The sequence below is a fragment of the Desulfurobacterium thermolithotrophum DSM 11699 genome (assembly GCF_000191045.1).
Classification (GTDB): domain Bacteria; phylum Aquificota; class Aquificia; order Desulfurobacteriales; family Desulfurobacteriaceae; genus Desulfurobacterium; species Desulfurobacterium thermolithotrophum.
Genome location: NC_015185.1, coordinates 1,046,841 through 1,072,838, shown reverse-complemented (window position 1 = coordinate 1,072,838; position 25,998 = coordinate 1,046,841). Strand labels below are relative to the sequence as shown.

General features: G+C 36.6%; 30 protein-coding genes, 2 tRNA genes and 1 pseudogene. 23 read left to right on the top strand and 10 right to left on the bottom strand.

Annotated features, from left to right (window positions below; genetic code table 11):
• The first annotated feature begins 42 nt into the window (after nt 1-42).
• The 3 genes from DESTER_RS05535 to DESTER_RS05525 are packed head-to-tail and all read left to right on the top strand — an operon-like array spanning nt 43 to nt 3,394.
• Nucleotides 43-1,344, top strand: a complete 1,302-nt coding sequence (locus DESTER_RS05535) for a phenylacetate--CoA ligase family protein (RefSeq protein ID WP_013638669.1) — start codon at nt 43-45, stop codon at nt 1,342-1,344.
• A 9-nt stretch (nt 1,345-1,353) separates the two neighbouring features.
• Nucleotides 1,354-1,797 carry an amino acid-binding protein gene (locus tag DESTER_RS05530; protein ID WP_013638668.1) on the top strand — a complete coding sequence of 148 codons (444 nt, stop codon included), beginning with the start codon at nt 1,354-1,356 and terminating at the stop codon, nt 1,795-1,797.
• 10 nt (nt 1,798-1,807) lie between these two features.
• On the top strand, nt 1,808-3,394 hold the full coding sequence (locus DESTER_RS05525) for an L-lactate permease (protein ID WP_013638667.1): 1,587 nt from the start codon (nt 1,808-1,810) through the stop codon (nt 3,392-3,394).
• 57 nt (nt 3,395-3,451) lie between these two features.
• On the opposite strand, the gene DESTER_RS05520 is transcribed toward DESTER_RS05525, so the two are convergent.
• On the bottom strand, nt 3,452-4,798 hold the full coding sequence (locus DESTER_RS05520) for a pentapeptide repeat-containing protein (protein WP_274530083.1): 1,347 nt from the start codon (nt 4,796-4,798) through the stop codon (nt 3,452-3,454).
• A 196-nt stretch (nt 4,799-4,994) separates the two neighbouring features.
• Entirely contained in the window at nt 4,995-5,972 is a 978-nt protein-coding gene (locus DESTER_RS05515) for an IS5-like element ISDeth1 family transposase (RefSeq protein WP_013638665.1), read from the bottom strand.
• A gap of 88 nt (nt 5,973-6,060) precedes the next feature.
• On the opposite strand from DESTER_RS05515, the gene DESTER_RS05510 reads away from it, so the two are divergent.
• The 10 genes from DESTER_RS05510 to DESTER_RS08550 are packed head-to-tail and all read left to right on the top strand — an operon-like array spanning nt 6,061 to nt 12,867.
• On the top strand, nt 6,061-6,393 hold the full coding sequence (locus DESTER_RS05510) for a YbaB/EbfC family nucleoid-associated protein (protein ID WP_013638664.1): 333 nt from the start codon (nt 6,061-6,063) through the stop codon (nt 6,391-6,393).
• Nucleotides 6,390-6,995: a recombination mediator RecR gene (recR, locus tag DESTER_RS05505; protein WP_013638663.1), complete on the top strand. Its 606-nt coding sequence runs from the start codon at nt 6,390-6,392 to the stop codon at nt 6,993-6,995. Before DESTER_RS05510 ends, recR begins: the two co-directional genes overlap by 4 nt.
• The gene (locus DESTER_RS05500) at nt 6,995-7,561 is read left to right on the top strand and encodes a 2-oxoacid:acceptor oxidoreductase subunit gamma family protein (protein WP_013638662.1); all 567 of its coding nucleotides are present in this window, start codon (nt 6,995-6,997) and stop codon (nt 7,559-7,561) included. Before recR ends, DESTER_RS05500 begins: the two co-directional genes overlap by 1 nt.
• Nucleotides 7,558-7,851, top strand: coding sequence for a pyruvate synthase subunit PorD (gene porD, locus DESTER_RS05495; RefSeq protein ID WP_013638661.1), 294 nt, complete (start codon nt 7,558-7,560; stop codon nt 7,849-7,851). The genes DESTER_RS05500 and porD overlap by 4 nt, the downstream gene beginning before the upstream one ends.
• A gap of 2 nt (nt 7,852-7,853) precedes the next feature.
• Nucleotides 7,854-9,062 (top strand): 2-ketoisovalerate ferredoxin oxidoreductase subunit alpha, encoded by a 1,209-nt coding sequence (gene porA / locus DESTER_RS05490; protein WP_013638660.1) that lies wholly within the window; start codon nt 7,854-7,856, stop codon nt 9,060-9,062.
• Nucleotides 9,063-9,073: 11 nt separating this feature from the next.
• Complete coding sequence (locus DESTER_RS05485; protein WP_013638659.1) at nt 9,074-10,051, top strand: thiamine pyrophosphate-dependent enzyme; 978 nt, start codon at nt 9,074-9,076, stop codon at nt 10,049-10,051.
• Nucleotides 10,051-10,524 carry a roadblock/LC7 domain-containing protein gene (locus DESTER_RS05480; RefSeq protein ID WP_013638658.1) on the top strand — a complete coding sequence of 158 codons (474 nt, stop codon included), beginning with the start codon at nt 10,051-10,053 and terminating at the stop codon, nt 10,522-10,524. The genes DESTER_RS05485 and DESTER_RS05480 overlap by 1 nt, the downstream gene beginning before the upstream one ends.
• A gap of 8 nt (nt 10,525-10,532) precedes the next feature.
• On the top strand, nt 10,533-11,114 hold the full coding sequence (locus DESTER_RS05475) for a GTP-binding protein (RefSeq protein WP_013638657.1): 582 nt from the start codon (nt 10,533-10,535) through the stop codon (nt 11,112-11,114).
• A complete protein-coding gene (gene bioB / locus DESTER_RS05470) occupies nt 11,111-12,049 on the top strand; it encodes a biotin synthase BioB (RefSeq protein ID WP_013638656.1) in 939 nt (312 codons plus the stop codon). The genes DESTER_RS05475 and bioB overlap by 4 nt, the downstream gene beginning before the upstream one ends.
• A complete protein-coding gene (locus DESTER_RS08550; protein WP_013638655.1) occupies nt 12,049-12,867 on the top strand; it encodes a YdcF family protein in 819 nt (272 codons plus the stop codon). Before bioB ends, DESTER_RS08550 begins: the two co-directional genes overlap by 1 nt.
• On the opposite strand, the gene DESTER_RS05465 is transcribed toward DESTER_RS08550, so the two are convergent.
• Nucleotides 12,826-12,902, bottom strand: a tRNA-Arg gene (locus DESTER_RS05465). The genes DESTER_RS08550 and DESTER_RS05465 overlap by 42 nt on opposite strands.
• 14 nt (nt 12,903-12,916) lie before the next feature.
• Nucleotides 12,917-12,994: transfer RNA gene (locus DESTER_RS05460), tRNA-Pro, on the bottom strand.
• Nucleotides 12,995-13,070: 76 nt separating this feature from the next.
• Between DESTER_RS05460 and DESTER_RS05455 the strand changes: the two genes are divergently transcribed.
• From DESTER_RS05455 to DESTER_RS05430, 7 genes and pseudogenes are all read left to right on the top strand, one after another.
• The gene (locus DESTER_RS05455) at nt 13,071-14,453 is read left to right on the top strand and encodes a phosphoglucomutase/phosphomannomutase family protein (RefSeq protein ID WP_013638654.1); all 1,383 of its coding nucleotides are present in this window, start codon (nt 13,071-13,073) and stop codon (nt 14,451-14,453) included.
• Nucleotides 14,454-14,474: 21 nt separating this feature from the next.
• Nucleotides 14,475-15,365, top strand: coding sequence for a KaiC domain-containing protein (locus DESTER_RS05450; protein ID WP_013638653.1), 891 nt, complete (start codon nt 14,475-14,477; stop codon nt 15,363-15,365).
• Nucleotides 15,366-15,575: an SLOG cluster 4 domain-containing protein gene (locus DESTER_RS05445; protein WP_013638652.1), complete on the top strand. Its 210-nt coding sequence runs from the start codon at nt 15,366-15,368 to the stop codon at nt 15,573-15,575. It begins immediately after the preceding gene.
• 49 nt (nt 15,576-15,624) lie between these two features.
• On the top strand, nt 15,625-16,227 hold the full coding sequence (locus tag DESTER_RS05440; protein WP_013638651.1) for an IS607 family transposase: 603 nt from the start codon (nt 15,625-15,627) through the stop codon (nt 16,225-16,227).
• On the top strand, nt 16,214-17,812 hold the full coding sequence (locus DESTER_RS05435) for an RNA-guided endonuclease InsQ/TnpB family protein (RefSeq protein ID WP_013638650.1): 1,599 nt from the start codon (nt 16,214-16,216) through the stop codon (nt 17,810-17,812). Before DESTER_RS05440 ends, DESTER_RS05435 begins: the two co-directional genes overlap by 14 nt.
• Nucleotides 17,813-17,849: 37 nt before the next feature.
• Nucleotides 17,850-18,008, top strand: a pseudogene (locus tag DESTER_RS08495) (TIGR00725 family protein); the annotation flags it as partial.
• A gap of 15 nt (nt 18,009-18,023) precedes the next feature.
• Nucleotides 18,024-18,524, top strand: a complete 501-nt coding sequence (locus DESTER_RS05430) for a shikimate kinase (protein ID WP_013638649.1) — start codon at nt 18,024-18,026, stop codon at nt 18,522-18,524.
• Nucleotides 18,525-18,707: 183 nt separating this feature from the next.
• Here DESTER_RS05430 and DESTER_RS05425 read toward each other — a convergent pair whose 3' ends face one another.
• A complete protein-coding gene (locus DESTER_RS05425; RefSeq protein ID WP_013638648.1) occupies nt 18,708-19,955 on the bottom strand; it encodes a glutamate-5-semialdehyde dehydrogenase in 1,248 nt (415 codons plus the stop codon).
• Between the two features lie 59 nt (nt 19,956-20,014).
• On the opposite strand from DESTER_RS05425, the gene DESTER_RS05420 reads away from it, so the two are divergent.
• From DESTER_RS05420 to DESTER_RS05410, 3 genes are read left to right on the top strand one after another with little or no spacing between them, the layout of a single operon-like run.
• A complete protein-coding gene (locus tag DESTER_RS05420; RefSeq protein ID WP_013638647.1) occupies nt 20,015-20,770 on the top strand; it encodes a YiaD family glycine zipper/OmpA-like lipoprotein in 756 nt (251 codons plus the stop codon).
• Nucleotides 20,771-20,789: 19 nt separating this feature from the next.
• Nucleotides 20,790-22,103: a tRNA (N6-isopentenyl adenosine(37)-C2)-methylthiotransferase MiaB gene (gene miaB, locus DESTER_RS05415; RefSeq protein WP_013638646.1), complete on the top strand. Its 1,314-nt coding sequence runs from the start codon at nt 20,790-20,792 to the stop codon at nt 22,101-22,103.
• An 11-nt stretch (nt 22,104-22,114) separates the two neighbouring features.
• The gene (locus tag DESTER_RS05410) at nt 22,115-22,588 is read left to right on the top strand and encodes a bifunctional nuclease family protein (protein WP_013638645.1); all 474 of its coding nucleotides are present in this window, start codon (nt 22,115-22,117) and stop codon (nt 22,586-22,588) included.
• Here the strand turns inward: DESTER_RS05410 and DESTER_RS05405 are convergent.
• Genes DESTER_RS05405 through DESTER_RS05385 form a run of 5 tightly spaced genes read right to left on the bottom strand, consistent with a single transcriptional unit; the run spans nt 22,563 to nt 25,931 of the window.
• The gene (locus tag DESTER_RS05405; RefSeq protein ID WP_013638644.1) at nt 22,563-23,222 is read right to left on the bottom strand and encodes an energy-coupling factor ABC transporter ATP-binding protein; all 660 of its coding nucleotides are present in this window, start codon (nt 23,220-23,222) and stop codon (nt 22,563-22,565) included. The genes DESTER_RS05410 and DESTER_RS05405 overlap by 26 nt on opposite strands.
• Nucleotides 23,210-23,953 (bottom strand): cobalt ECF transporter T component CbiQ, encoded by a 744-nt coding sequence (cbiQ, locus tag DESTER_RS05400; protein WP_013638643.1) that lies wholly within the window; start codon nt 23,951-23,953, stop codon nt 23,210-23,212. Before cbiQ ends, DESTER_RS05405 begins: the two co-directional genes overlap by 13 nt.
• Nucleotides 23,943-24,545 carry a carboxypeptidase-like regulatory domain-containing protein gene (locus DESTER_RS08070; RefSeq protein WP_013638642.1) on the bottom strand — a complete coding sequence of 201 codons (603 nt, stop codon included), beginning with the start codon at nt 24,543-24,545 and terminating at the stop codon, nt 23,943-23,945. The genes cbiQ and DESTER_RS08070 overlap by 11 nt, the downstream gene beginning before the upstream one ends.
• Nucleotides 24,542-25,147 carry a cobalt transporter CbiM gene (cbiM, locus tag DESTER_RS05390; protein WP_013638641.1) on the bottom strand — a complete coding sequence of 202 codons (606 nt, stop codon included), beginning with the start codon at nt 25,145-25,147 and terminating at the stop codon, nt 24,542-24,544. Before cbiM ends, DESTER_RS08070 begins: the two co-directional genes overlap by 4 nt.
• A gap of 1 nt (nt 25,148) precedes the next feature.
• Entirely contained in the window at nt 25,149-25,931 is a 783-nt protein-coding gene (locus DESTER_RS05385; RefSeq protein WP_013638640.1) for a DUF4198 domain-containing protein, read from the bottom strand.
• Between the last annotated feature and the right edge of the window lie 67 nt (nt 25,932-25,998).

Here is a 25,998-nt window from a genome sequence, read left to right as displayed (position 1 = left end):
TATAAAATATTTCTACTTCTTTAAAAATTTAGGAGGTAGGGAATGACCCTAAAAAAGAAGGATTACATCCCCAAAGAGGAACTCCAAGCACTTCAGCTAAAAAGACTTAAAGAAACTGTAGAAAGGGTTTATCATTTGGTTCCTTTCTACAGAAAGAAATTTGAAGAGGCCGGTGTAAGACCCTCTGACATTAAGAGTCTTGATGATCTGAAACGGCTACCCTTTACAACAAAACAAGATTTAAGGGAGCACTACCCATTTGGTCTTTTCGCAGTTCCTCTTGAACAGGTTGTCAGAATCCACTCCTCATCCGGAACAACAGGAAAACCAACTGTTGTTGGTTATACAGAGCACGATTTGAAGATATGGACAGAAGTAATGGTCAGAACATTCCTTATGGCAGATGTAAACGAAAAAGATGTCGTTCACAACGCTTATGGTTATGGGCTTTTTACAGGAGGACTTGGATTCCACTACGGCGCAGAGGCTTTGGGAGCTTCAGTTGTTCCTGCAAGTGGAGGATTTACAAAGAGACAGTTGATGCTAATGAAAGATTTTGGAGCAACAATCCTCTGCTGTACACCGTCATTTGCACTTCATCTTTCAGAAGTAGCTAAGGAAGAAGGATATGACATTCAGAAAGACTTTAAGCTTAGGGCAGGATTTTTCGGTGCAGAACCTGCATCTCCAGGACTAAAAAAGGCAGTAGCAGAAAGCTGGGGCATTCAATACGTTGAAGCTTATGGACTTTCAGAGATAATCGGTCCCGGAGTTGCTGCAACGTGCGAACATGGTTCTCTTCATGTGTTCGAGGATCACTTCATTCCGGAAGTCATAGACCCGGAAACTGGAAAGGTTCTCCCTGAGGGAGAGGAAGGAGAACTCGTAATTACAACACTTACCAAACAGGCCCTTCCAATGATTCGCTACAGAACAAAGGACATTACAGTTATCCATAGAGAACCCTGTAAGTGTGGAAGAACCTTAGTCTGGATAGAGGGCATAAAGGGAAGGGCAGACGATATGCTAATTGTTAACGGTGTAAACGTCTTCCCATCTCAGGTTGAGCATGTGATAACAAAAGTTGAAGGTGTGACACCAAACTACGTAATTGTTGTTGATAAAAAGGGAGTCCTGGACAAACTCGAAGTTTGGGTTGAGGTTGATGAAAGGATGCTAACAGATGGAGTTGGAACTCTTGAAAACCTTAAGAAGAAGTTAGAGGTGGAACTCCTCAACAACCTATTCATAAATGCAAAAGTAAAGCTTGTTGAGCCGAAGACCCTTGAAAGAAGCATGGGCAAAGCAAAGAGAATAATTGACAGAAGAGAACTAAACCTGTAGGGGGATAAAATGAGAACAAAGTATGCTGTTAAGCAGATCTCGGTTTTCCTTGAAAACCGGCGGGGGAGGCTTGTTGACGTTACAAAAGCATTTCTTGATGCTGACATAAACATAAGAGCTCTTTTTCTTGCAGACTCTTCAGAATTTGGAATCTTGAGACTTGTAGTTGACAACCCTGAAAAAGCAAAAGCCATACTTGTTTCAAAAGGATTTGCCGCAAACGAGACAGAGGTTTTTGCTGTCGAGGTTGAGGATAGACCTGGAGGATTCTACAGGGTTGTTAAGGTACTTGCAGACAACGAGATAGACGTTGAATACACTTATGCCTATGCAGGAACTTCAAATAAGGCAATTCTCTTTTTCAAGGTGAAAAACGAAGAATTTGACAGAGCAATAGAAGTACTGATGGAAAACGGTCAAAACCTTGTAGAGGCTGTGAAATTCTACGAATAGGGAGGATGGGATGGATTTCCTGATGGCAATCATTCCAATTCTGATCGTTCTTGCGGGTATGCTCTTCTTCTCCCGTTCGGGTGTCTTTATGTCCGTTGTCGGTTGGATAACAGCAGCTTTAGTCGCCTTTCTTTACTTCAAAACACCAATGGTCGTTGTCATTGGTGCAAGCATTTACGGAATAGTTAAGGCTTTTGCAATTACATTTGCCGTTGCATTTACGATGCTCATGATATTCATAATGAAAGAGGCAGGAGCTCTCGATGAAATAGTAAAAACAATTCTATCCATAACAAAGGATAAGATTCAGCAAACTCTGTTTATTGGAATGGGATTCGGTTCTCTTGCAACCTCCTTAGGGGTTGTAACTCCAGCACTCTTTCCTCCTGTCTTTGTTGCTCTTGGGTTTACACCTCTTGCAGCTGTTGCAATTTCAATTCTTTGTTACGACCCTCTGACCTCTTTTGCGCTTCTCTCTATTCCAATCACACTTCCCGCCCACGTTGCATGGGGACCTTTTGGGATCAGACCGCCAGGAATTGAAAACGTTGAACACTTCATCTGGTCATTTACTCGACACATTACACTCTTCCTGCCAGTTGTTTCCGTTGGATTTGCATTCATGATGCTTTACTTTGTTGGAAAGTGGGAAGCATTAAAGAAACACTGGGCTGGAGCTACAGTTGCAGGACTTGTTCTATCATTGACCGCACTCTTCTTGGCCTTTATCGGAATTCTTCCTGTTGAGGTTATAGGAATTATTTCTGGTTTCTTCACAATGTTGGTTTCATATTTCCTTTACAGGAAGAACGGCGAAGGAAAGCTAAAAATTGACGCTGCATTCATAAAAGCCATCTCTCCATGGCTTCTTCTCTTTATTTTTTCCCTTGTAACAAACTACCCGCCTGTGAAAAAGTTCTTAGCCAATCTCCTTGGCTCTGCTGAGGTTATTCACATTGTTGGTGGCAAGAAGATAGACCTGAACATTCTTTCACACGTCTATTTCTGGATTTTAGTTGCTGTTATTATTTCTCTGCCAATCCTAAAACCTTCTGGCGAACAACTCTCAAGAGCTTTTAATGTATGGATAAAGAGGGTTTGGGGACCGTTTATCGCGTACTCTCTCTTCTTTGCAGTTGCCTTCATAATGGCATGGTCTGGAATGGAGATTGTCAACGGCAAACTCATGCCAGGTGCAAACTTTAAGGCTATGAACATGGATTTAATCATTGGCAGGACAATTGCTGATCTCTTTGGAAGTTTCTACCCAATAGTTGCTCCATTCTTAGGACTTTTAGGAGCTTTTGTCGGTGGAAGTGAAACAGCATCAAACGTTCTATTTGCAAAGATCCAGTATGGCGCAGTTGTGTCAACGATTGGAGCTCATGCATTTATGGCTGTCTATGGAGCTCACGCAGTAGCTGGAGGAATAGCAAGTGCAATCACTCCTTCAAAGATCACAAATGCAGCAGCTCTTGTTGGACTTAAAGGAAAAGACGAGAGTCAGCTTCTGAAAACCCTCATCTGGCCAGTTTTTGCACTTACGCTGTTTGTAGGAATTATGCTACAGATAATCGTCGCAATGTCTTTGAAGTGAATAGTAACGGTTAACAAGTGATGAAAAACACAGGGTGGGCTCTAAGCCCACCTTTTTTTATCTTCTAACCTGTCTTCTGATTGCAACGATCATCTGGTAGGTAAGGAAGGCAATTGCTATGGAGTAGAGGGTATGTAGAAACTTTATATTTATCACCTGATTGTTTCTGAAAAGGCTGAAAATGTTTAAAGTTTCGGCAAAATTTTCTAAGAGTATTTTAAGGGTAAGTTGCCAGTTGTCCGGTGGAGAGGAAATGCAGGGTAAAGCTTCATTGAAAGCAATAAAACCAGATAAAGCAAAAATTACACTTATTCCCCATAGCAAAAGATTTTCCCGTTTTTTGAATATCAGCAATAGAAGTGATAAAGATGGAACAATAAGAGGATATGGAATCAAAAAGTAGAAACACTTATCAACGAAGGACTTAAAGTCGAGTTGAGCTCCCATTTCTCCAATTGTTAGTAGAATTAACAAAATCAGTGGTCTTAACCAGCTCTGTCCAAAGTTAGAAGCAAACTTATGAATTGAAAAAACAAGCTTTTTCTGAAAATGTGTTCTCCAGGGTTTTTCCTGTAAGACTCTTTCATAAGCCTTCATTTCAAGAGAATAAAATTCATTGGCATTTATATGGTCTTTTTGATTATCCAAAGCCAACTTCAACTGCCTATAAACGTCTCTTGCCTTCTCCACTTCTTCAGGTGAACCCTCAAACAGTTTCGGACATATCCTTTTTTCTGAAATTCCCCCCCAATCAACATTTATAAATTCCGTTTCTGTTAAGGAGCTGTTCTCTATCTTTATCTGCTCTGCCTCCGAGAAATCACAGTTTATAAACTTCATATTGTTAAGTATGGAACTCTTTATCTCTATGTTCGGTAGATAGTTCTCTCTCCTTAAATTTCTTCTTCGGTTTTCCTCTAAGTCCTTAAATTTTTCGATTTTCATATCAAAAAATAGAAAATTATCAGTTGTATTATTAACGTTATTCAATGCAAGTTTAAGAGTTCTGAGATTTCTTACTTCTATGTAACTACTCTTGGAGAGCTTAATACCAGAAAGATTAAAAACAAAAGGCAAACTTTCATTAGTGACTTTAAAATAAACCCTATTTTTAAAATCTGCTTTTCTAAAAACGGCTTCTTCTTTAAAGGTTATCTCAGCAAAATCAATCTCATCCTTGAAAGTTACTGACTCAAAACTTACCCCTTTGTGAAAACGAGCTTTCCAGAAAGTAGCTTCATTTTTGAAAACTGCTTCCTCAAAAACAGCATGGTTTTCAAAAACTGTTTCCCTGAAATCAGCCACATCACAGAATTCTACACCATTAAAAAGGACTCCCTTATGAAATACAACGTTTCCAAAAAAGGAATAACCTTTAAAAACTGCCCCTTCAAAAACAGGTATATACCGAAAGGAAAGTCGCTCTCCCCTATACCAGAAGTCAAATGTTTCTGAAACTAAGTATATTCTTTTACTCTCCTTTGTTAGCTCATCAATAGAAATAAAATCATATTTTGGATATTTTGGAACACACGATTCAGGAAAAATGAATTTCTCTAAACTATATTCTTCAAAATTGTAGAAAATAGAAAACGTAGAATCAAGTTTCTCTCGAGAGTGTTTGAAAAATCATCCAGACAAAGAACAAAACTCCCATGTTAAAGAGGATAAACTTAGCTAAAACAAACAGTTGAGCTATATGAAAGCTCTTTGTTCTCTCGTAACTTCCAACATCCTGCTTAACTTCTCCAAAAATACTCTCTATCAGTCCTCTAAACCTGTAAATTTCATCAGATTCTAAAAGCTCTTTGCATTTAAGCCTAATCTCAGATTTAATTCCCTTCCTTAATGTTTCTCTCACCTTTATGTAAGGCTTTAAGCCTGCTAACAGAACAAGCTCAATAAACTTAATGCTGTCATAAGCTTTGTCTCCTAAAAATGGCTTTCCTTTCAAAGCTCTCCATATAAATCTCCTTTCGTTTAACCACCTAACTATTTTCTCTCCAAGTTTCACTTCCGAAGCGTAACTCTCTCCAGGTAATGCAGTAAGAATGAACCTTTTTCCATCTTTTAGATGAACGCTTAATACAACAACTTTAACGTGGCTTTTTACCTCCTTTATCTCTTTGCCTCTTAGAATTTTCAATGGATAAATCTCATTGTATTTGAAGCCAGTTCCATCTATTATCAGAAATCTTAGTTCTTTATGATACTTCCCTAAGAGTCTTCGAGAGACAAAGTTCAGAAAATCTACAAGGAGAATGGAAGGTAGTTGCTTGAGTCGGTAATAATAGGTTGAAAAATCAGGAATATTCTCTCTTCCAAATATCTGAACTGCCAAATATTCAAGGTCTCTGAATGATAGGTTCCAGGCTACTTGGAGGAAAAGAAGGGTAAGAATTATCTCGTCAGGGTATTTCTTGGGTCTTCCTCTTTTGGTTTTAAAAGGATATAAATATACCAGTACAGCCTGTCCTCTCCGGTTCATGTATGTTTTTGATAGGTTGAGTACTTTGTGGAAATTTAGTCTTTTCGCTTTCATACCGGAGAGGATAGGCTTTTTTCTTAATTTTGGCAATTTTCAAACACCCTCTTAATGAACTTGTGGAATGTTTACAAATTTTTTACAATTAGACCAAAGTTTATGAAAGTTTGGAGGAATTTAAATGTTCAAAGGTGGAATGGGTAATTTGGGTAACTTAATGAAAATGGCAAAGCAACTTCAAACTCAGGCTAAGAAGATAAAGGAAGAGATTGAAGAAAGAGAATTTGTTGGGACTGCTGGAGGTGGTGCAGTTAAAGTCATTGCAAAAGGTTCTGGAGATATAGTTTCTATTGAGATAGCACCTCACGTTTTTGAATCCGGTGATAAAGAAATGATTCAGGATTTAATTGTTGTTGCTGCTAATCAAGCCTTGAGAGAAGGTCGCGAAACTCTTGCAAAAGAGATGGAAAAGCTTACAGGCGGGCTAGGAATCGATATTGGAGGACTCTTTTGATATATCCAGATAACCTTGAGCTCCTTATAAGATTTCTTTCGGAAACTCCTGGAATTAGCGAAAGAGCTGCAGAAAGGGCTGTATTGTCTCTTTCACGGCTTGATGAAGACGAAAAACGAATGATAACTAATGCTTTAAGGGAGCTTGAAAGGATAAAGCCGTGTGTTGAGTGCGGTTTACCTACAGAAGAAGATCTCTGTGTAGTATGTAGAGATCCAGAAAGAGAACAGACAGTTATCTGTGTTGTTGAGCAACCTAGAGATGCAATTTCGATAGAAAAGCTTGGTGAGTATAAAGGTCTTTACCATGTTTTAGGTGGTGTTATATCTCCTTTGGAAGATATTTCGCCGGAAGATTTAAGGATAGAAAGTCTCTTTAAAAGAATTAAAGAAAAGAATATAAAAACTGTCATTATAGCTCTTAATCCTACAGTCGAAGGCGAAGCAACTTCAAAGTTTTTAATAGATAGACTTGAGAAGATGAATGTAGAGATTTACAGAATAAGCTACGGTATTCCTTACGGTGGAACGATAGATATGGCAGACGAGTTAACTTTAAAAAAAGCTTTTGAGGACAAGAAACTCATAGCTGGAGGAAAGTAATGATAGAGATAAGATGGCATGCCCGTGGTGGCCAAGGAGCAGTAACTGCTTCAAAAATTTTAGCAAGTGCGGTTATAGAGGAAGGAAAATACGCTCAAAGTAACCCAGATTACGGAGCAGAAAGATCGGGAGCTCCTCTTAGAGCTTATAACAGGGTTTCAGAAAAACCGATTACTTTACACTGTATGGTTTTAAATCCTGATATTGTAGTTATTGTTGATCCAACGCTTCTTAAAGCAGTTCCATTCTTAGAAGGAACAGATGAAAATGCAATTCTCGTAATCAATACTGATAAAACTCCTAATGAAATTAGAGAAAAGTACAAAATTGAAGGAAGGAAGATTTACACAGTTGACGCAACAAAAATCGCAATGGAAGAACTAAAAAGGTCTCTTATGAATATCCCGATGCTTGGAGCTCTCATTAAAGTTTTAAACGGTCTTGTGGATATTAAGACTGTAGAAGAAGATATCAAGAAGACATTTGGCAAGAAAGTTTCTGAAAACGTTCTTTCTGCAAATATAAGGGCACTTTACAGAGCTTATGAGGAGGTAAAGGGAGAATGATTAAGGGTTGGAAAGAATTACCTATAGGTGGTGTAATAATTGAACCTGGTTCAAGTGAAAAGTATGATACAGGTGAGTGGAGAGCTTGGAGACCAGTATTTGATAGTAGTAAATGTGTTCATTGTATGATGTGTTGGATATTCTGTCCGGATTCCAGTATTTTAGTGAAAGAAGAAAAGATGGTTGGTATTGACTACGATCACTGTAAAGGTTGCGGTATTTGTGCTCATGAATGTCCAACAAATGCTCTTGAAATGAAACCTGAATACTTGTTCCGTGAGGAGGACTAACTATGAGACCTGAGCTTATAAAGGAAGTAACTTACGTTCCGTACTCCGGAAACATGGCAGCAGCTGAAGCTATGAGACAAATTAATCCTGACGTTGTTGCTGCTTATCCAATTACTCCACAAACTGAACTAATGCAATGTTTTGCAGATTTTGTGGCTAATGGCCTTGTTGACAGTGAGTACATTCCTGTAGAAAGTGAACACTCTGCAATGTCTGCTTGTGTTGGGGCTGCAGCTGCCGGAAGTAGAGCAATGACTGCGACAGCTGGTCCTGGTCTTGCTTATATGTGGGAAGTTCTTGGTATCGCTTCTGGAATGAGACTTCCAATAGTTATGACAGTTGTAAATAGAGCTCTCTCTGCTCCTATTAACATTCACGGTGATCAGTCAGATATGATGGGAGCAAGAGATCAAGGCTGGATTATGCTCTTTTCCGAAAATGCTGAAGAGCAGTATGACAACTTAATTCAGGTCATAAGGATAGCTGAAGACGAAAGAACAAGGCTTCCCGTGATGATTGGAATGGACGGATTTGTAATCTCCCATGCTATTGAAAGAGTAAGGCTTCTTCCTGATAAGGCAGTAGAAGAGTTTGTGGGTGAACTAAAACCTATGTATTCGCTTCTTGATGTTGACAACCCTGTAGCTCACGGTGCTGTTGCTATGACGGATTCTTACATGGAGTTCAAAAGGCAGCAGAGAGAAGCTATGATGAATGCCTATAAAGTAATAAGAGAAGTTGGAAAAGCTTTTGAAGAGGCTTTTGGAAAGAAATATGAGCACATTGAAGCTTACAAAACAGAAGATGCAGATTACATCCTTGTTGTAACCGGTTCTGCAGCTGGAACAGCTAAATATGTTGTTGATAAGTTAAGAGAAGAAAAGGGTATAAAGGTCGGTATAATCAAAATAAGAACATTTAGACCTTTCCCTTACTACGATGTAATGGATGCAATAGAAGCTTCAAACTGTAAAGCAATAGGAATACTTGATAGAGCTGAAACTTTTGGAGGTGCTTCAGGACCATTATTTGAAGAAGTAGCAACGGCACAGCACTTAAGACGTAAGTACTATCCAATGACAGGTTTCATTTATGGTCTTGGTGGAAGGGATACAAATGTTCACCATATTGAAGAGGCTATTGATAAAGTAATGAAGCTTGCTGCAGGAGAGGAAGTACCTCTAGTTAATTACCTTAACCTAAAAGAGTAATGGAGGAAACAATGGCTCAAATTAAAACTGCTGAAATTAAAGTTCCGCCTTTGAAGAAACTAACAAACTATCCTGAAAAGCTTGTTCCTGGCCATAGACTTTGTGCTGGATGTGGAGCCTCAATTATCATAAGACAGATGTACATGGTAGCAAGTGCTCTTGGATATGAATTAATCATAGCTAATGCAACTGGTTGCGTGGAAGTTTGTACTACTATTTATCCATACAATGCATGGAAGTCTCCTTGGATTCATAACGCCTTTGAGAACGCTGCTGCTACAATCTCTGGGGCTGAAGCGGCTTATAAAGCTCTTAAAAGAAAGGGAAAACTACCTACAGATAAGAAGGTAAAGTTTGTTGCTCTTGGTGGAGATGGTGGAACTTACGATATTGGATTCCAGTCTCTTTCTGGAGCTCTTGAAAGGGGACATGATTTTATTTACGTATGTTATGATAACGAAGCTTACATGAACACAGGTATTCAACGTTCCAGTGCTACTCCAAAATATGCAAATACAACTACACAACCAGTAGGTAGCGAAAGTTTTGGAAAACCTCAGACTAAGAAATGGATGCCTGAAGTTGTAGCAGCTCACGGTATACCATACGTTGCGCAAGTTGCTCCTTCTCATTGGAAAGATTTCATGGAGAAATTTAAAAAAGCTCTCTTAACAGAAGGTCCTTCTTTTATAAATGCGTTTTCTGTTTGCCCAAGAGGTTGGCGTTCAAAGGAAGAAGAAGGTATACTTGTAACTAAGCTTGCAGTAGAAACAAACTACTGGCCGCTGTTTGAAGTTGAAAATGGTAAGTGGAGAATTACATACAGACCAAAGAATCCTAAGCCACTAGAAGAATTTTTAAAGCTTCAAGGAAGATTTAAGCATTTATTCAAACCTGAGAACAAGCATCTCATAGATGAACTCCAAGCAGAAGTTGACAGAAGATGGGAGAGACTTAACCGTATGGAAAATCTTACTAGGGAAGAGTAATGCTTAACATAAAGCCTGAAGAGGATAAAGAGTTAAAGAAGTTATTGACAGAACTTGGAAGAGAAAGTAAATCAAAGATTGTTTTTCTAATTGATAAATCAGGACAGCTTATAAGCCGGAGTGATTCTCCGGCTTTTTCCTCAGATGACATTACGTTTGCATCACTAACAGCAGGAAATGTTGCTGCTTCGGAAGCTCTATCAAAGCTTTTAGGTGATAAAAATCTTAATCACATGTTCACAGAAACTCAGGATGAAGGAATCTATATGGCACTTCTTGAAGGGAAGTATATTCTTGTATCAATATTTGATAAAGGCATTTCGAACCTTGGAATAGTCAGAGTAAAAATGAAGAAGTTTCATCCTAAGTTATCAGCTGTCGTGAAGAAAATAGAAGAAAGGGAAAAACGGGAATCGAAGGTTTCAACTGATATTAATTTAGAAGAGATTGACTTAGATTCACTTTTTAACTAGGAGAGTTTATGCCATTCATCAACTTTGCTACTAAAGAAATTAACTGTAAGATAGTTTATTATGGACCTGGATTAAGTGGTAAAACTACAAATATTAAGTGGATTTATGAACACGTAAAACCAGAAAATCGTGGAGAGTTGGTTACTCTTGCTACAGAAACAGAAAGGACTCTTTTCTTTGATTTCGTGCCTATAGAGATATCAGATGTAAAAGGATTTAAAGTCAGATTCCATCTATATACTACACCTGGGCAAATTATCTATCAAGCAAGTAGAAAACTTATACTTAAAGGTGTGGACGGTATTGTTTTCGTGGCAGACTCACAAGAAGAAAGACATGATGCAAATCTTGATACATTAGACGATATGATAGAAAACTTAGAAGACTATGGAATAGATATTAAAGAGATTCCACTCGTTTTTCAATATAATAAACGAGATCTTCCAAACGTTTTGCCAATAGAGATTCTTAAAAAAGATCTTAACAGATGGAAGTGTCCAGATTTTGAAGCCATAGCTATTAAAGGAATAGGAGTACTTGAAACCTTCAAAGAGATAACAAAACAAGTTCTGAGAAAGCTCAAAAAGTGAGAAAAGTGAAAGAAGTGATAAAGAAAATTTTTAACTGTTCTGTTGAAGAATTTTATTCCCTTCTTAACATTTCTCTTCAGAAAAAGTTTAAGTATTTTGGAAAACAGATAGAAACTTGTGCTATTTTAAATGCAAAAAGTGGAAGATGTTCTTCTGATTGTAAATTCTGCGCTCAATCTGCTAAGTTTGGATTAAGAATAAAAACTTATCCTCTTCTTGAAGAAAAAAAACTTTTAGGTGCTGCATTTAGTGCTTTTGAAAAAGGAATAGACAGGTTTAGTTTTGTAACAAGTGGTATTTCACTTAGTAATGAAGAGTTAAAGATAATTGGTAAAGTAGTTGAAAAAATAAAATCCTTAAACTCAAAAGCAAAGCTATGTGCATCTCTTGGACAGCTTAAAAAAGAGCAACTTTGCTTTTTAAAAGAATGTGGTCTTGACAGATATCACCACAACCTTGAAACATCAAGAGAATTTTATCCTAAGATAACAACAAAGCAAAAGTGGAATGATAGAGTTAAGACTGTTAAATTAGCAAAAGAGGTCGGTTTTTCTGTTTGTTGTGGAGGAATATTTGGACTTGGTGAAAGTGAAGAAGATGTAATTTCAATAATTGAAACTTGGAAAGAGCTCCAAGTAGACTCTATTCCCGTTAATTTCCTTCATCCTATAAAGGGAACTTCTTTTGAAAACGCTAATTTTCTAACTCCTTTAAAGTGTTTAAGAATTCTTACAGCTATTAGAATTGCAATACCTGAAGCAGAAATAAGAATTTGTGGAGGAAGGGAATATAATCTAAAAGAGCTCCAGCCTCTTGGGTTATTTCCTGCAAATGCCTTAATGGTAGGAAACTATTTGACAACAAAAGGTAGAAGTTTAAAAGATGATGCTGAAATGATAAAAGACCTTGGTTTTGAATCAAATCTGAGGATTTAATGTTTATTCTTTCAAAGCTTTTTACTTTTTTATTTCTTCCACCTGGAGTTTTTGTTGTTTTCATACTAATAGGTATAGTTTTTCTTTTAATCAACAAGAGAAAAATAGGAATAGCTATTCTCTCACTAACAGCTGTTCTTATTTATTTACTCTCAATAGAACCTGTTAAAAACAGGATACTTCTTCCATTAGAAAATGCATTTCCTTATCCAAGTGAAGCTGAACTTGATTGTAAGGCGATAGTTGTTCTTGGAGGTGGAGAAATTTTTCACTCTCCAGCAGAAGGAATGAAAGCAGCAGTAAAACCACAAGTAGCCAAAAGACTTTATACTGCATTTAAGATATGGAAGAAAGTAAAGAAACCAATTGTTGTTTCTGGAGGAAAAGTATTTAACGAAAATGTAGAAGCAGAATCTTCTGCCATGAAAAGGTTTTTAATTAGCCTTGGTATTCCCAATAAAGAGATAATAGAAGAAAGTAAAAGCAAAAATACCTTTCAAAATGGTATTTTTACTTACAAGATACTTAACAAAAAAGGAATTAAAAAGATTTGCCTTGTCACTTCGGCTTATCATATGCCAAGAAGTTATAGGATTTTTAAGTCTATAGGTTTTTCAGTTATTCCAGTTCCTGCTGATTATAGGGTTAATAGAGGTTCTTACAGCTGGTCAAGTTACTTTCCAAGAATGGAAGATCTGTACGACAGCTTTTTAGGAATTCATGAATATGTAGGAATAGCTTACTTTGAACTGATTCAGAAGAGGAATCTTTTGAAGTGGCGGGCCCGGGAGGATTCGAACCTCCGACCTACGGATTAGAAGTCCGTTGCTCTATCCAGCTGAGCTACGGGCCCAGATGAATATTAAATGGTCGGGGCAGCCCGATTTGAACGGGCGACCTCGTGCTCCCAAGGCACGCGCTCTAACCAAGCTGAGCTATGCCCCGTAACTTGACGATGGATAATTTAGGACTTCTGTTAAAATTTGACAAGTCCTTTTGAGAAAAATTTGGGGGTGAATTGATGATAAAGTTTGGAACAGATGGCTGGAGAGGTGTAATTTCAAAAGATTTTACATTTGAAAATTTAAAAAAAGTCACACTTGCTCATGGAAAAGTGTTAAAAGAAAACGGTGCTAAGAGGGTTGCTGTAGGTTATGATTTAAGATTTTTATCTGAAGATTGTGGAAGATTTGTTGCTGGTATTTTAGCAGGAATGGGATTTGAGGTAGTTCTTTCAAAAGGTTTTGCTCCAACTCCAGCAGTTTCCTTTATGACACGTTACGGGAAATTTGACAATGGAATAGTAATAACTGCCTCTCATAATCATGGAAAGTATAACGGTTACAAAGTAAAAGAGACTTTTGGTGGTGCAGCAAGAACGGTATTTACAAAGAAAATAGAAGAAAAACTTTTAGAAGTGGAAGATTTAGAAGTTCAAGAGGGAGGATATAAAGAAGAAGATTTTACAGTTCCTTACGTTGAAGGAGTTAGAGATCAACTAGAACTTTCACTTTTTAAAGAAAGGGAAATAAACGTAGTTCATGATCCTATGTATGGAGCTCAGCAAGGACTTTTATTTAAGGCAGTTGAAGGAACTAAGGTTAACGTTACAGAAATTCACGCTTATAGAGATCCCCTTTTTGGTGGAAAGCATCCTGAACCTATTGTTGAAAAGAACATAACAGGACTTATGGAAAAGGTAAGAGCGGTTAAGGCAGATATTGGTATAGCTCATGATGGCGATGGAGACAGAGTAGGAATAGTTGACGAAAATGGAAACTTTGTAAATTCTCAAATAGTCTATGCTCTTTTACTTCTTCACATAGTTAGAAATAGAGGTAAAAAAGATGGAGTTGTAGTAAAAACAGTTTCTACAGGTTATCTTGTGGATAAGATATGTAGAAAAGAGGGGTTAGAATTAATAGAGACTCCAGTAGGGTTTAAAAATATTTCTGAAATTGCAATGGAAAGAAAAGTCCTGTTTGGTGGTGAGGAAAGTGGAGGATATGCTTTAATGGATTACCTTCCTGAAAGAGACGGACTTTTAATGGGACTTTTAATTGTAGAAAAGATGTTAGCCGAAGGGAAAACAGTTTCTGAACTTGTTAAAGATCTTTTTGATGAATTTGGAACAGCCTACTATAAGAGAATGGATTTACCAGTTACAGATAGGGAAAGAAAAGCTTTAGAAAAACTCAAAGAGAATCCTCCTGAAAAATGGGAAAACTTAAAAATTCAAAGAGTTTTAACTATAGATGGTCTTAAGATAATTTTCGAAGATGATTCCTGGCTTTTATTTAGACCTTCAGGAACAGAACCTGTTTTTAGAGTTTATGCAGAAACTCCAGATGAAAAGAGAACAGAGGAGCTCTTAAGCTGGGGAGCTTCTTTATTGAGAACTTAAAACCGATTGTAGGGGAGAGAGATGGGAGATTATCAATTCCAAGATAGACAACCTCAAGTAATGAAGGATAACGTTTATCTTCTTGGTGAAGCTATAGAAAGAGCTCCTGAACTTAAAGGTGTTCCAACGGGAGTAAAGGGATTTGATGAACTTTTTTTTAAAGTTGAATGGGAAGAAGGGAAACCTGTAAAGAAACCTCTTGGTGGTATTCCAGAGTATGCAGTTGTAAACCTTACTGGAATGCCAGATACAGGTAAAAGCTTAATGGCTGAACAGTTTACAGTAAAGCAAGCTTCTCTTGGACAAAAGGTTTGCTTTGTAACTGTCGAAAGTCCTGCTGCTTTTGTTGCAGCAGGTTTAAAGCAAAGAGCTACTGCAATGGGAATAGATTTTGAAGAGATAGAAAACAACATTATTCTCATAGATGCTGCCAGCAACTCAAAATTAAGAGATGATATTCCAACAATGCTTGATACTCTTGCTTATGTGTATAGAACCTATCATTGCCGAAAAACAGTGATAGATTCTATCACTGGACTTTTTGAAGCAAAGGAGATGCTTGCACGTTCTATTGTAAGGGCTTTCTTTAACTTCATGAAAAAGTGGTATCAAACTGCAATTTTTGTCTCTCAAAAAAGAAGTGGCCATGATGAACTCTCAGCAGAAGCTGCTGGTGGATATGCAGTAGGTCATATCGTAGACTGCACAGTAGTTCTATCAAAAGAAATTTTACTTTCTCCAAATAGGGCAAAGGCTTTTAAAAAGGAACTTGGCGATATATTGAGAATCCTTAGGATTGATGGTTGCAGACTCTGTGGACATGATACAAGACTTCACCTTATGGAAATTACAGAGCTTGGTCTTGTGGAAGTAAAAGAACCTCTCGTTGAATACTTAAAAGGAGCAAAATAAGTGATAAGAAGTATTTCACTTATTGGAGATGGATGTGTTCAAGAAGGTTCTGAACTTTATAAAGTAGCTGAAGAAATTGGTTATTTAGTAGCTAAAAGGGGCTATGTCCTTATCTGTGGTGGTCTTTTTGGAGTTATGGAAGCTGGAGCGAAAGGAGCTAAGAAGGCTGGAGGATTAACAATAGGTATTCTTCCAGAATATAACCACTAAATTTTAGCTACACTTGACAATATATATCGGAAATACTTCATTTCATGGTATGAAAGCAAGAGAAGTAATGGAAATATTGCGAATTTCAAGGTCAACTCTCAGGAAGTTAAGAAAAGAAGGTGTCCTTAAGGCTGAAAGACTCCCCAACGGACACTATGATTTTGACCCTGAAAGTGTTTACAAATATCTTCTTGAAAAGAGCGGTAAACCAGCAGAAAGAAAAACTGTCATTTACGCAAGAGTGTCAACTCTTAAACAGAAGCAAGATTTAATCAATCAAATAGAGGTAGCGAAGAACTTCTGCATAGCAAGAGGATGGAAGATAGACGGAATCTACAAAGACATTGCAAGTGCTTTAAACTTTGATAAGAGAAAAGATTTTCAGCTTCTGCTTAACGAGATTCTCTCCTACCGCATAGCTAAGGTAGTGGTAACGTTTAGAGATAGACTTACAAGAACTGGATTTAACTTTTTTGAGAATCTGTTCAAGCGTTATGGGACAGAGATTGTTGTAATCAACGACTACACGAACGAAAAGAGTGATACAGAAGAGATAATTGAAGAAATAATTACACTTTTACACTCGTTTTCAATGAAACTTTACAGCAACCGCAGGAAGATAAGGAAGATATTAGAAGATGCTCATCAATAGAGTTTTAACCATCAGAATATCGGGAAAGGAGAGGAAAGAAAAAGTTAAAAATCTCCTTTTAGACCTTGCTCACTTTAAAAACCTCTTGATACTCCTTCTCAGGAGATACAAAGAGCTTTACGGATATTACCCAACTGACCAGTCAATCCTCTATGGACTCATAAAAGAAGGAGAATACTCTTCAAAGAAAGAAGAAAAGCTCAAAAGCTTTAGAGAAGTTAAAGAAAACATCTTAAAAGACGAAGAACTTAAAAGATTCTTGAATGCTCTAAAAGAGCAGAAAAAGAAGACTGACAACAACTACATTCTTCAGCAGGTTATAAGAGATGTAGTAAAAAGTTTTAAAAGCTACAGGAAAGCATATAAAGAGTATCTAAAAAATCCAAAAAAATTCAAAGGGACTCCCAGACCTCCAAAACCAAAGAAGCTAAAGTATTTGATGAACTTCTCGGTAGAACTCAACGTAAACACGTTCGAGCGTTTAGAGGACAGTATTCTGATAAAACTTAGAATCAACAACAAAGAATTTCTGAAAGTAAAACTACCCAAAGAGTTCACCTTTGAAGTCAAGAGTTTAAGACTGAAACTTTTTGGGACAGACGTTTATGCAGACGTTGTTTATAAAGTAGAACTTCCAGAAGTAGAAAAGACAGGAAAGCACGTAGCAGGTATAGACTTAGGACTTAACAACCTCATAACACTCCTTTCAACAAATAAAGACCTTAAAAGCCTCATAGTTTCAGGAAAAGAGATAAAAGCATTCAACCAGTGGTTCAACAAAGAAAAGAGCAAACTCCAATCAGAAATAGACACCCTCACCAATAAACTCTCCCAGACAGAAGACAGAGAAAAAGCAGAAAACATAAAGAAAACTCTAGCAGAAAAACTCATAAAACTCAAAGAACTCTCATCATACAGAAAGAGGAAGATAGACAACGACTTTCACAAGATAAGCAGGAAGGTAGTTGACGTTCTAAAAGCTACTGACCACAAAAAGCTCTACATAGGGAAAGGAGCGACAGAGAGTAAAGACGGAGTGAATCTTGGAAAGAAAAACAACCAGCATTTTGTATCAATTCCGTTCAGGAGACTGATAGAGCTTATCAAATACAAAGCGGAAGAATTAGGGATAAAGGTTTTTGAAATAGAGGAACCATTTACCTCAAAGACCTCACCCTTTGCAGACATATTTGAAGTCAGAGAAGCAGGGAAAGAATACCTAAAAGCGAAGGAAAAAGGAAACAGAGAGCTACTTAAAGAACTCCTTGTCAAGCTCAAAGGACTTACCCAAGCTGTTAGGAGGTGCAGAGGAGTTCTAAAAGACAAAGTTTTAGACAAAATTTTCAATGCTGACTGTGTAGGAGCATACAACATAGTAAGGGTAGGAGAGAGCTCCTTAAGACTCATAGAAGACTTAAAACTTCTGTTTGTTAAACTCTGTAATCCGATTAAATTTAAGCTAACAGACTTTCTCTACAAAGTATCCTGCGAGTCCCTCTGCGGAGGGATAGCGGGTAGTAGTTCGCTTTTAGGCAGGGTTGAGTCCTTTGACTACCAGTTATGTGGTAATTTAACCACATCTTGATACATCTGGTAGTCAAAAGGAATACCTTGTTGTTGCTGTTGGTGGAAGTTACGGAACTTTAAGTGAAATAGGACACGCTCTTAAACTTGATAAGAAAGTGATTGGTTATAGAACTTGGGAGATAGAAGGAATTAAAAACTTTGTAGAAGCTGAGGATTTTCTCAACTACTTTTCAAACTTTTTAAATAAGACTTAAGAAAAGAGGGATAACTTGAAAGACAAGATAGTTCTTGTTGGTTTTATGGGAAGCGGGAAGACAACAGTAGGGAAACTTTTATCTAAGGTTTTAAAAATACCGTTTGTAGACCTTGACGAAGAAATTGTGAAAAGAACAAATATGTCTATTCCTTGTATTTTTGAAAAGTTTGGAGAGGAAAGATTTAGAGAAATAGAAAGAAAAACTCTTGTTGAATTTCTCTTAAAGCCTAAAAATCTTGTAATATCAACTGGAGGTGGAGCTCCTACTTACAAAAATAACATGGAGCTAATAAATAAAAATAGCGTTTCTGTTTACTTGAAAACAGATTTTGAAAAATTATGGGAAAGAATCTCTAAGGATAGTAATAGACCTCTTGTAAGGCTTGGAAAGGAGAAAGTAAGAGACCTCTTGAAAAGAAGGCTTTCACACTATGAAAAAGCAAAAATAATAATAAGAACAGACGAACTTACTCCCGAAGAAGTAGTTAAAAAGATTCTTCCTGAAGTAAGCTAATTGTTTTTTCTTATCTTTTTTTTCTCCACAGCTCCCATATTTTTTGAAAAATCGCTACAAACGTCCATACAATTGTAACGACGAAGAAAAACCAAAAAAGAAAAGTTCCAATTTCAGATTTCGTGATCAAATTTTTTACTCCTTTTAGGTTTTAAGTTCCCGCCAGAAGGCGGGAATAAGGTTTTATTCTCTAATTTGTCCATCACCAAAGATGATGTACTTAGGAATCGTTAAATCTTCAAGTCCCATTGGACCTCTAACATGTATTTTATCTGTTGAGATTCCCATTTCTGCACCAAGACCGAAAACGTTACCGTCTGTGAACCTTGTTGAAGCATTTATATAAACTGCTGCTGAATCAACTCTATTTAAAAACTTCATTCCGTTCGTGTAGTTTTCTGTAACTATAGCATCACTATGGTGAGAGCCGTAAGTGTTGATGTGATCAATTGCTTCATCAAGAGAATCAACTATTTTCACTGCAAGGATAAGATCAAGGTATTCTGCGTACCAATCGTCTTCTGTTGCTGGTTTAATGTATTTTGGATCATACTGGAGCGCTCTTTCACAGCCTCTTAGTTCTACTTTGGCTTTTTTAAACATTTCAATCATTGTTGGCATAAATGCGTCAGAAATGTTTGAGTGAACAAGCATTGTCTCCATTGCGTTACAGACACCAGGCCTTTGAACTTTGGCGTTAAAGCAGATATTCCAAGCTTTTTCAAGGTCTGCAAATTCATCTACAAAAACATGGCAAACACCTTTGTAGTGCTTGATTACAGGCATTCTTGCATTTTCTGCAACAAACCTAATAAGTCCTTCTCCTCCTCTTGGAATAATTACATCTATATACTCATCAAGCTGAAGCATTTCTTTGACTGCCAAGCGTTCTGTTGTGTCAATAAATTGAATTGCTTCTTCTGGAAAACCTTCTGAAGTTGCAGCTTCTTTAAGGATGTTTACTAATATTCTGTTTGAGTTTATTGCTTCAGAACCACCTTTTAAGATAACAGCATTGGAACTCTTTATACAAAGAGAAGCTGCTTCAACTGTTACGTTTGGTCTTGATTCGTAGATAATTCCAACAACCCCAAGAGGTACTCTCATTTTTCCAATTTTAATACCGTTTGGTCTTTTCCACATTTTTATTATTTCACCAACGGGATCATTTAAAGAAGCAACGTCATTAAGGACTTGTATCATTCCGTTTATTCTCTTTTCATTCAGAAGAAGCCTATCAAGCATTGCTTTTGATAGTCCTTTTTCTTCTCCGGCAATTAGATCCTTTTGGTTTTCCTTTTCAATTAGCTCTTTCCTTTCTCTAAGGAGCTCTGCAGCCTTTTTTAGAGTTCTATTTTTTATCTCTGTTGAAATATCTGTTAGTTTGTAACTAACCTCTTTTGCTCTCTTTGCCATCTCTTTAACGTTCATTGATATCCTCCACTTAAAGGTTTAAATTCAAAGGGAAACAACTTTTAAGGAGATAAGTGATGAAGAGAATTTTAGCATTATTTACGGTATCAACTCTCTTTTTAGGAGGTTGTGCTACTACACAAACTCAACAAGGACAAGTTACTACTAATAAAACCAATAAGACAGCTGCAGGTGCTGCTATTGGTGCTGTTGTTGGAGGTACCTTAGGAGCGGTAACAGGTCCTAGAGATGCCAATAAGGGAAAGAGAGTTCTGATTGGAGCAATAGCAGGTGCTTTGATAGGTGGAACCATTGGTTATATTCTTGATCAGCAGGCTAATCAAATAAGTAAAGATCTTGGGGTTAAACCTATTGACAATACAAACCCTGAAGCTCCGCAGGTAACAGGAGCTCCTATTACTGAAAATAAGCCCGTTGCTGTTGTAAAAGAACCAAATAGAGTAAGAGTTGTCCTTAAAGATTCTGTTCTTTTTGGTTTTAACAGCTATCAACTAAAGCCTGAAGCAAAAGAAACATTAAGAAGGCTTGCAAGAACACTTTCTCAAAATCCAGATACTGTTATAGTTATTTCAGGATTTACAGATAGTACTGGTTCTTTTGATTACAATGTAAGACTTTCAGAAAAAAGAGCCGAAAGCGTTAAAAACGAGTTAGTGCTGAATGGAGTTGACCCTACAAGGATTTTAGTTTTTGGTTGTGGACCTAAAAAGCCGATAGCTCCTAACAATACTCCTGAAGGAAGGGCTCTTAATAGAAGAGTTGAGATTTTGGTCTATCCAAAAAGTGTAACAATTCCACACCCTTGTGAATAAACTTTATTAAAGGAGTCGCATGAAGAAGTTTTACATAAAGACTTTTGGCTGTCAGATGAATGTTAATGATTCTGAGAAGATGGCTGGAATTTTAAGAAGTCTTGGATATGAAAAGACAGATTTGCCTGAAGAAGCTGACTTGATTATTGTTAATACCTGTTCTGTTAGAGCAAAACCTGATAATAAGGCTTATAGTTTTATTGGAAATCTCAAAAAAATTAAGAAAGAAAAACCTGAAACAATAATTGCTGTTGGTGGATGCGTTCCTCAAAAGGAAAAAGAATCGATACTTAGGTTTAAACATGTAGATCTTGTATTTGGAACCTTTAACTTTATGAAAATTGGTGAGTTAATTAAAAGAGCAAAGAAAGAAAGAGTTGTAGAAATTTTGAACTCTAAGATTCCAGAAGAAGATAAAGTTCCTTTAATAGATAGCTATCTTGAAAACCCCTACGTTGCTTATGTTACAGTTCAAAGAGGCTGTAATAGGTTTTGTTCTTACTGTATTGTTCCATTTACGAGAGGAAGAGAAAGAAGTGTAAAACCCGAGCTTGTTCTCAAAGAAGTAAAAAGACTTGCAGAAAGAGGAGTAAAAGAGGTTCATCTCCTTGGTCAAAATGTTGATTTCTACAACTATGAAGGAATAGACCTTGCAGATCTTCTTTATATGGTCTCAGAAGTTGAAGGAATAGAAAGAATTAGGTTTACTACCTCTCATCCTTGTGGTTTTAACAGAAAAATTGTTGAAGCTATGAAAAATATAGAAAAAGTTTGTCCTTACGTTCATCTTCCACCACAAAGTGGTTCAACTAAAATTTTAGAAAGGATGAATAGAGGATATACAAGAGAAGAGTATACTGAAAAAGTAATGATGTTGAAAGAGGAAATTCCCAAGGTTGCTCTTTCAGGAGATTTTATAGTTGGATTTCCGGGAGAAACTACAAAAGATTTTGAAGAAACACTTTCACTTGTTGAAACTTGTGTTTTCGATCAGGGATTTGTTTTTGAGTATTCACCAAGACCTTTTACTAAAGCATCTAATTTTAAAGACGATGTTCCAAAGGAAGAAAAGAATAGGAGACTTCAGGAGCTCCAAAATCTTCTTAGAGTTCAAGCTGAAGAGAAAAACAAAAAAAGACTTGGTTGTATAGAAGAAGTACTTGTGGAGGGAAAAAGCCCTAAAGGAAAAGAACTTTCTGGAAGAACAAAGGATAATAAACTGGTTGTTTTTGATGGAAGTGAAGAATTAGTTGGAAAGTTTGTGGAAATTGAAATAACAGAAACTTCTCCTTTCTTTTTGAAAGGAAAGCTTTTGCAAAAAGTAAAAGTTTAAGGAGTGAAGCCATGGTAGAGGTATCTGTAATAGGTATTACTCAGGATAAGTTCAGTGGAATGCCCATAATAATTCTTGGAAATGACGAAGAGCGGTTTGCCGTTCCAATCTGGGTAGGAAGCTGGGAAGCAGAGCTCCTTGAAACAGAGCTCCTTGGAGCAGTTCCGCCAAGGCCCTTTCCATACGACCTACTAAGAGAGGTTATTTCTGCTTTTGGTGGAAATGTAGAAAAAATTGTTATCAATGACTTTGATAAAGGTATCTATTTTGCTGTAATTGAAGTTAAAAGGCACGATGGAGAAATTTTAAGAATTGATGCAAGACCTAGTGATGCTATAAATCTTGCAGTAAGAGTAGGAGCTCCAATATACGTTGAAAGAGAAGTTATAGAAAAGGCTTCTATAATACCACTTGATAATTGTAAGGGAGAAGAATGTAAAAAGGAGTGGGAAAGGTTAATTAGAGAGCTCTTTGAAGAAGAGTAAGACTGCTATCTTTAAGTTCGTAGGTTTTCCATTTAAGTTTTTCTAAGAGCTCTTTATCGTGGGTAACCACTATAACAGCTTTTGATGTGTTTTTTAAAAAATTAACAACATATGCTAACTTTTTTTCGTCAAGTCCTGTTGACGGTTCATCCATAATTAAACATTTAGGTTCCATGGTAAGAACAGAAGCTATTGAGATAATTCTTTTTTCTCCTCCTGATAGTTGGTGAGTATATCTTTTTCTAAGATGTTCAATTTTTAAGTTTTTTAAAACAGTTTCTATTCTTTTTTCAATCTCTTTTCTATTAAGTCCAAGATTTAAAGGACCAAAAGCCAATTCCTCTTCAACAGTAGGAGAAAATAGCTGGTCATCAGGATTTTGAAAAATGTAGCCAATTGTTGTTCTTAACTTGTAAAAATCATTTTCTGTATGAATTTTTTTCCTAAATAGATAAATACTTCCCGATTCTGGTTTTATAAATCCCATTATAGTTTCAATAAGTGTAGTTTTTCCTGTTCCGTTTGGCCCTACAATAAAGATTTTTTCGCCTTCTGATAGAGAAAGATTAACGTTTTTAAAGATATATCTATCTTCAATCTTAACGCTTAAGTTTTCAACTTTCAAAATTTCCACAGCTCAACCACCAGAAAAAACATCGTACTTAGAAGGGCAAATATTATATCCTTAGTTGAAAAAGAAAAGTGACTATAAACTGGAAATGCTCCTTTAAAACCTCTGCAAAGCATTGCTTTATAGATTTTATCTGCCTTTCTGTAACTTCTTACTAAAAGATTTCCCAATATGTAGGCAAAAGTTTTATAGGTAAAAATAGATGTTTTTGGTTTAAAACCTCTACATTTAGCTGCTTTCATCATTATGTTGTACTCATCCTTTATAGTGTAAATGTATCTATAGGTAAAAAATAACAACTGAGTAAGTTGCTCTGGAAGTTTTAGATGGTGAAGAGCATGGAAAATGGAAAAAACAGATGACGTAGAGAGGAGCAAAAGCATTAAGATTAATATTTCGTTTGACTTTAAAAATAGGAAAAGACCATACTTTAAACCGTCTATGGATAGAGATAGGAAACCAAAGTGAAGCATGTTAGGACTTTCGTAAGTAAAAATCATGCTCAAGACAATAAAAATCAGAAAGGTATTTGCAAAAAGTAAGGGTTTAAGTGCTTTAAGGGCGTCTTTTCCTGTTACTATCAGCAGAATGCCTACAAATGGTATAAAAAGGAGAGCTTCTTTGAAATCAGGCGTGAGGGCAATTCCCCACGCAAAGAGAAGGAAAACAATAATTTTTACTCTTGGATCTATCTCATGAAGAAGTGTTTGTCTCTGTGAAAGTTTATTTTCCATTTTGTTTCCTTGAGTAAACTAAGGCTGCAGCACCAAAAATACCAAGAATCCAACCAATACCTGCAAAAATGTCTTTGAAGGAAACTTTTGAAAGCTCCATATCAATATCTAAAAGTTTTTGGTGGATAGGTTTAAGCTGATTATTCAGTTCCTCTCTAATAATTTTTCTCAATTCTTCTGTATTAATGGTTGGATTTTCTATCTTTTGTGAAATTTCTTGGGAAGTTTCTTTTTTTTCTATGTTTTCGTTTCCATTATTTTCTGCAACTTCAGAATTTCCGCCAAACTCTGACGACTTTATTTCAGCAGTAGTTCTATGACCAAGCTCTGCAACCACAACTACTTTATAGTCTGAAGGTTTTTTTACGGTAAAAGAAAATTCTCCTTCGCTGTTAGTTTTACCAGTTAAAATAAGTTTGTTTGTTTTCTCATCATAAACTTCTACCTTACCATTTTTTACAGGTGTTCCATCGTTAAAGTAGGACATAACCGAAACTTTGTTTCCTTCGACATCCACAAATGCCGATATTTTATGAGCAAATGCTGGTAAGGAAAATAACATAACTGCAATAATTAAAGCAATCTTCTTCATTTGATTCCCTCCAAGATTTCAGAAGCCGACTTTTGAAGAAAGAAAAGAATAAAGATGTTTATTATTGATTCTATAATTGCCACGGGAAGATGAGCCAACATTACAAACTCCGCTGTCTTTTTAAAGGCTTCTCCTACGAAAAGGAGCTCTACTGCAACTAAAATACCAGCTCCCATAATTGCTACAAAAGCTGAAAGTACTCCTGCTATAACTAAATTTTTGGCGTCTTTCTTTTTTACTAATCCCTTACACAAGTAGTAAGCAATTAGTGCAGGAAATGCCATATTAAATGTATTTACTCCTAAAACAGTAATACCGCCAAACTGAAATAAAATTGCCTGAAGAAACAGTCCAACTAATATTACAGGGAACACAGTCCAACCAAGAAGTATTCCTGCAAGTCCGTTAAGAACTAAGTGAACGCTTGTTGGTCCTAGAGGTACGTGAATTAAAGATGCAATAAAAAAAGTAGCGGCAAGAAGAGCCGCTAAAGGAATTTCTCTATTTTCAAGTTTTCTCAATCCTAAGTATGTTCCAACAGCTGTTAATCCCCAGCCGCTCACAAGTAGCCACCCTGGTAAGATACCTTCAGATATGTGCATTTTACTTTACCTCTTGAGGTTTAGGATATGCTTTTACCCAAATAACAGCATCAAGCTCTATTGGATACTTTTTTCCATCTTTATACTTTTTCATACCTCCTTCGCCAATTGCCGAAAATCCCCACCAGCCTGCCCAAGGAATCGTATACTCAAAGTAACCATTTTCGTCTGTCTTTATAACCTGTGTAACGAACGGATCTGCTGGAACTTTTACTCCTTTAGTGTTTAAGTATTCAACCTCAACGTCAATGTTTGCTGCAGGTTTACCGTTTATAAAGACTCTACCTCTAAAAGTGTTACCTTCCCAGATTCCAAAAGGTCTTGTGAGAGGAATAATTTCTGCCTTTAAACCTATTGGTTTATCCCATCCATCTTCAAGTCCAAAAGTCTCAACATAAACTTTTGTTATCTGTTTTATAAACTTTCCTTCTGCAGGCTCAAAGTATGGTGCTGGATCAACAAAAAACTGGTAAACGCCTGGTCTTTTGATTTTAAAAGTTGCTGTATACATGGGGACTTTTTTCGTGCTTCCCTCCATAGCAGGAATGAGGTGTTCTTTCCAGTTAATTTTATATTTTTTACCGTTTAGATAAGCTCCACTATTAATAATTCTGTATTCCATATTAGGACCACCTTCCATTGGATGAGTGAATCTTGTTTCAAGTTTTATTATTCTTTTGTTTCCCTCTACAATGTCTGAACTTGGTTTTAAGACTACAAAATGAGCTTCTGCAGCAGTAGTCATTGCTGTTAATAGTGCAAGTGTTGATAGTACTTTTTTCATATGGCACCTCCATTTTAGTTTTAAAAATTTTTACTTTAATTTTATTGAATAGTCAAGTTTTTTTTGA

Coding starts and splice junctions, on each gene's coding strand:
- DESTER_RS05440 (WP_013638651.1), top strand. CDS start 15,625: ATGAAAGCAAGAGAAGTAATGGAAATATTGCGAATTTCAAGGTCAACT.
- cbiM (WP_013638641.1), bottom strand. CDS start 25,147: ATGCACATATCTGAAGGTATCTTACCAGGGTGGCTACTTGTGAGCGGC.
- DESTER_RS05450 (WP_013638653.1), top strand. CDS start 14,475: ATGGGAGATTATCAATTCCAAGATAGACAACCTCAAGTAATGAAGGAT.
- DESTER_RS05475 (WP_013638657.1), top strand. CDS start 10,533: ATGCCATTCATCAACTTTGCTACTAAAGAAATTAACTGTAAGATAGTT.
- DESTER_RS05535 (WP_013638669.1), top strand. CDS start 43: ATGACCCTAAAAAAGAAGGATTACATCCCCAAAGAGGAACTCCAAGCA.
- miaB (WP_013638646.1), top strand. CDS start 20,790: ATGAAGAAGTTTTACATAAAGACTTTTGGCTGTCAGATGAATGTTAAT.
- DESTER_RS08550 (WP_013638655.1), top strand. CDS start 12,049: ATGTTTATTCTTTCAAAGCTTTTTACTTTTTTATTTCTTCCACCTGGA.
- porA (WP_013638660.1), top strand. CDS start 7,854: ATGAGACCTGAGCTTATAAAGGAAGTAACTTACGTTCCGTACTCCGGA.
- DESTER_RS05455 (WP_013638654.1), top strand. CDS start 13,071: ATGATAAAGTTTGGAACAGATGGCTGGAGAGGTGTAATTTCAAAAGAT.
- DESTER_RS05525 (WP_013638667.1), top strand. CDS start 1,808: ATGGATTTCCTGATGGCAATCATTCCAATTCTGATCGTTCTTGCGGGT.
- porD (WP_013638661.1), top strand. CDS start 7,558: ATGATTAAGGGTTGGAAAGAATTACCTATAGGTGGTGTAATAATTGAA.
- DESTER_RS08070 (WP_013638642.1), bottom strand. CDS start 24,545: ATGAAGAAGATTGCTTTAATTATTGCAGTTATGTTATTTTCCTTACCA.
- DESTER_RS05480 (WP_013638658.1), top strand. CDS start 10,051: ATGCTTAACATAAAGCCTGAAGAGGATAAAGAGTTAAAGAAGTTATTG.
- DESTER_RS05410 (WP_013638645.1), top strand. CDS start 22,115: ATGGTAGAGGTATCTGTAATAGGTATTACTCAGGATAAGTTCAGTGGA.
- DESTER_RS05385 (WP_013638640.1), bottom strand. CDS start 25,931: ATGAAAAAAGTACTATCAACACTTGCACTATTAACAGCAATGACTACT.
- DESTER_RS05425 (WP_013638648.1), bottom strand. CDS start 19,955: ATGAACGTTAAAGAGATGGCAAAGAGAGCAAAAGAGGTTAGTTACAAA.
- cbiQ (WP_013638643.1), bottom strand. CDS start 23,953: ATGGAAAATAAACTTTCACAGAGACAAACACTTCTTCATGAGATAGAT.
- DESTER_RS05485 (WP_013638659.1), top strand. CDS start 9,074: ATGGCTCAAATTAAAACTGCTGAAATTAAAGTTCCGCCTTTGAAGAAA.
- DESTER_RS05510 (WP_013638664.1), top strand. CDS start 6,061: ATGTTCAAAGGTGGAATGGGTAATTTGGGTAACTTAATGAAAATGGCA.
- DESTER_RS05500 (WP_013638662.1), top strand. CDS start 6,995: ATGATAGAGATAAGATGGCATGCCCGTGGTGGCCAAGGAGCAGTAACT.
- DESTER_RS05420 (WP_013638647.1), top strand. CDS start 20,015: ATGAAGAGAATTTTAGCATTATTTACGGTATCAACTCTCTTTTTAGGA.
- DESTER_RS05435 (WP_013638650.1), top strand. CDS start 16,214: ATGCTCATCAATAGAGTTTTAACCATCAGAATATCGGGAAAGGAGAGG.
- DESTER_RS05530 (WP_013638668.1), top strand. CDS start 1,354: ATGAGAACAAAGTATGCTGTTAAGCAGATCTCGGTTTTCCTTGAAAAC.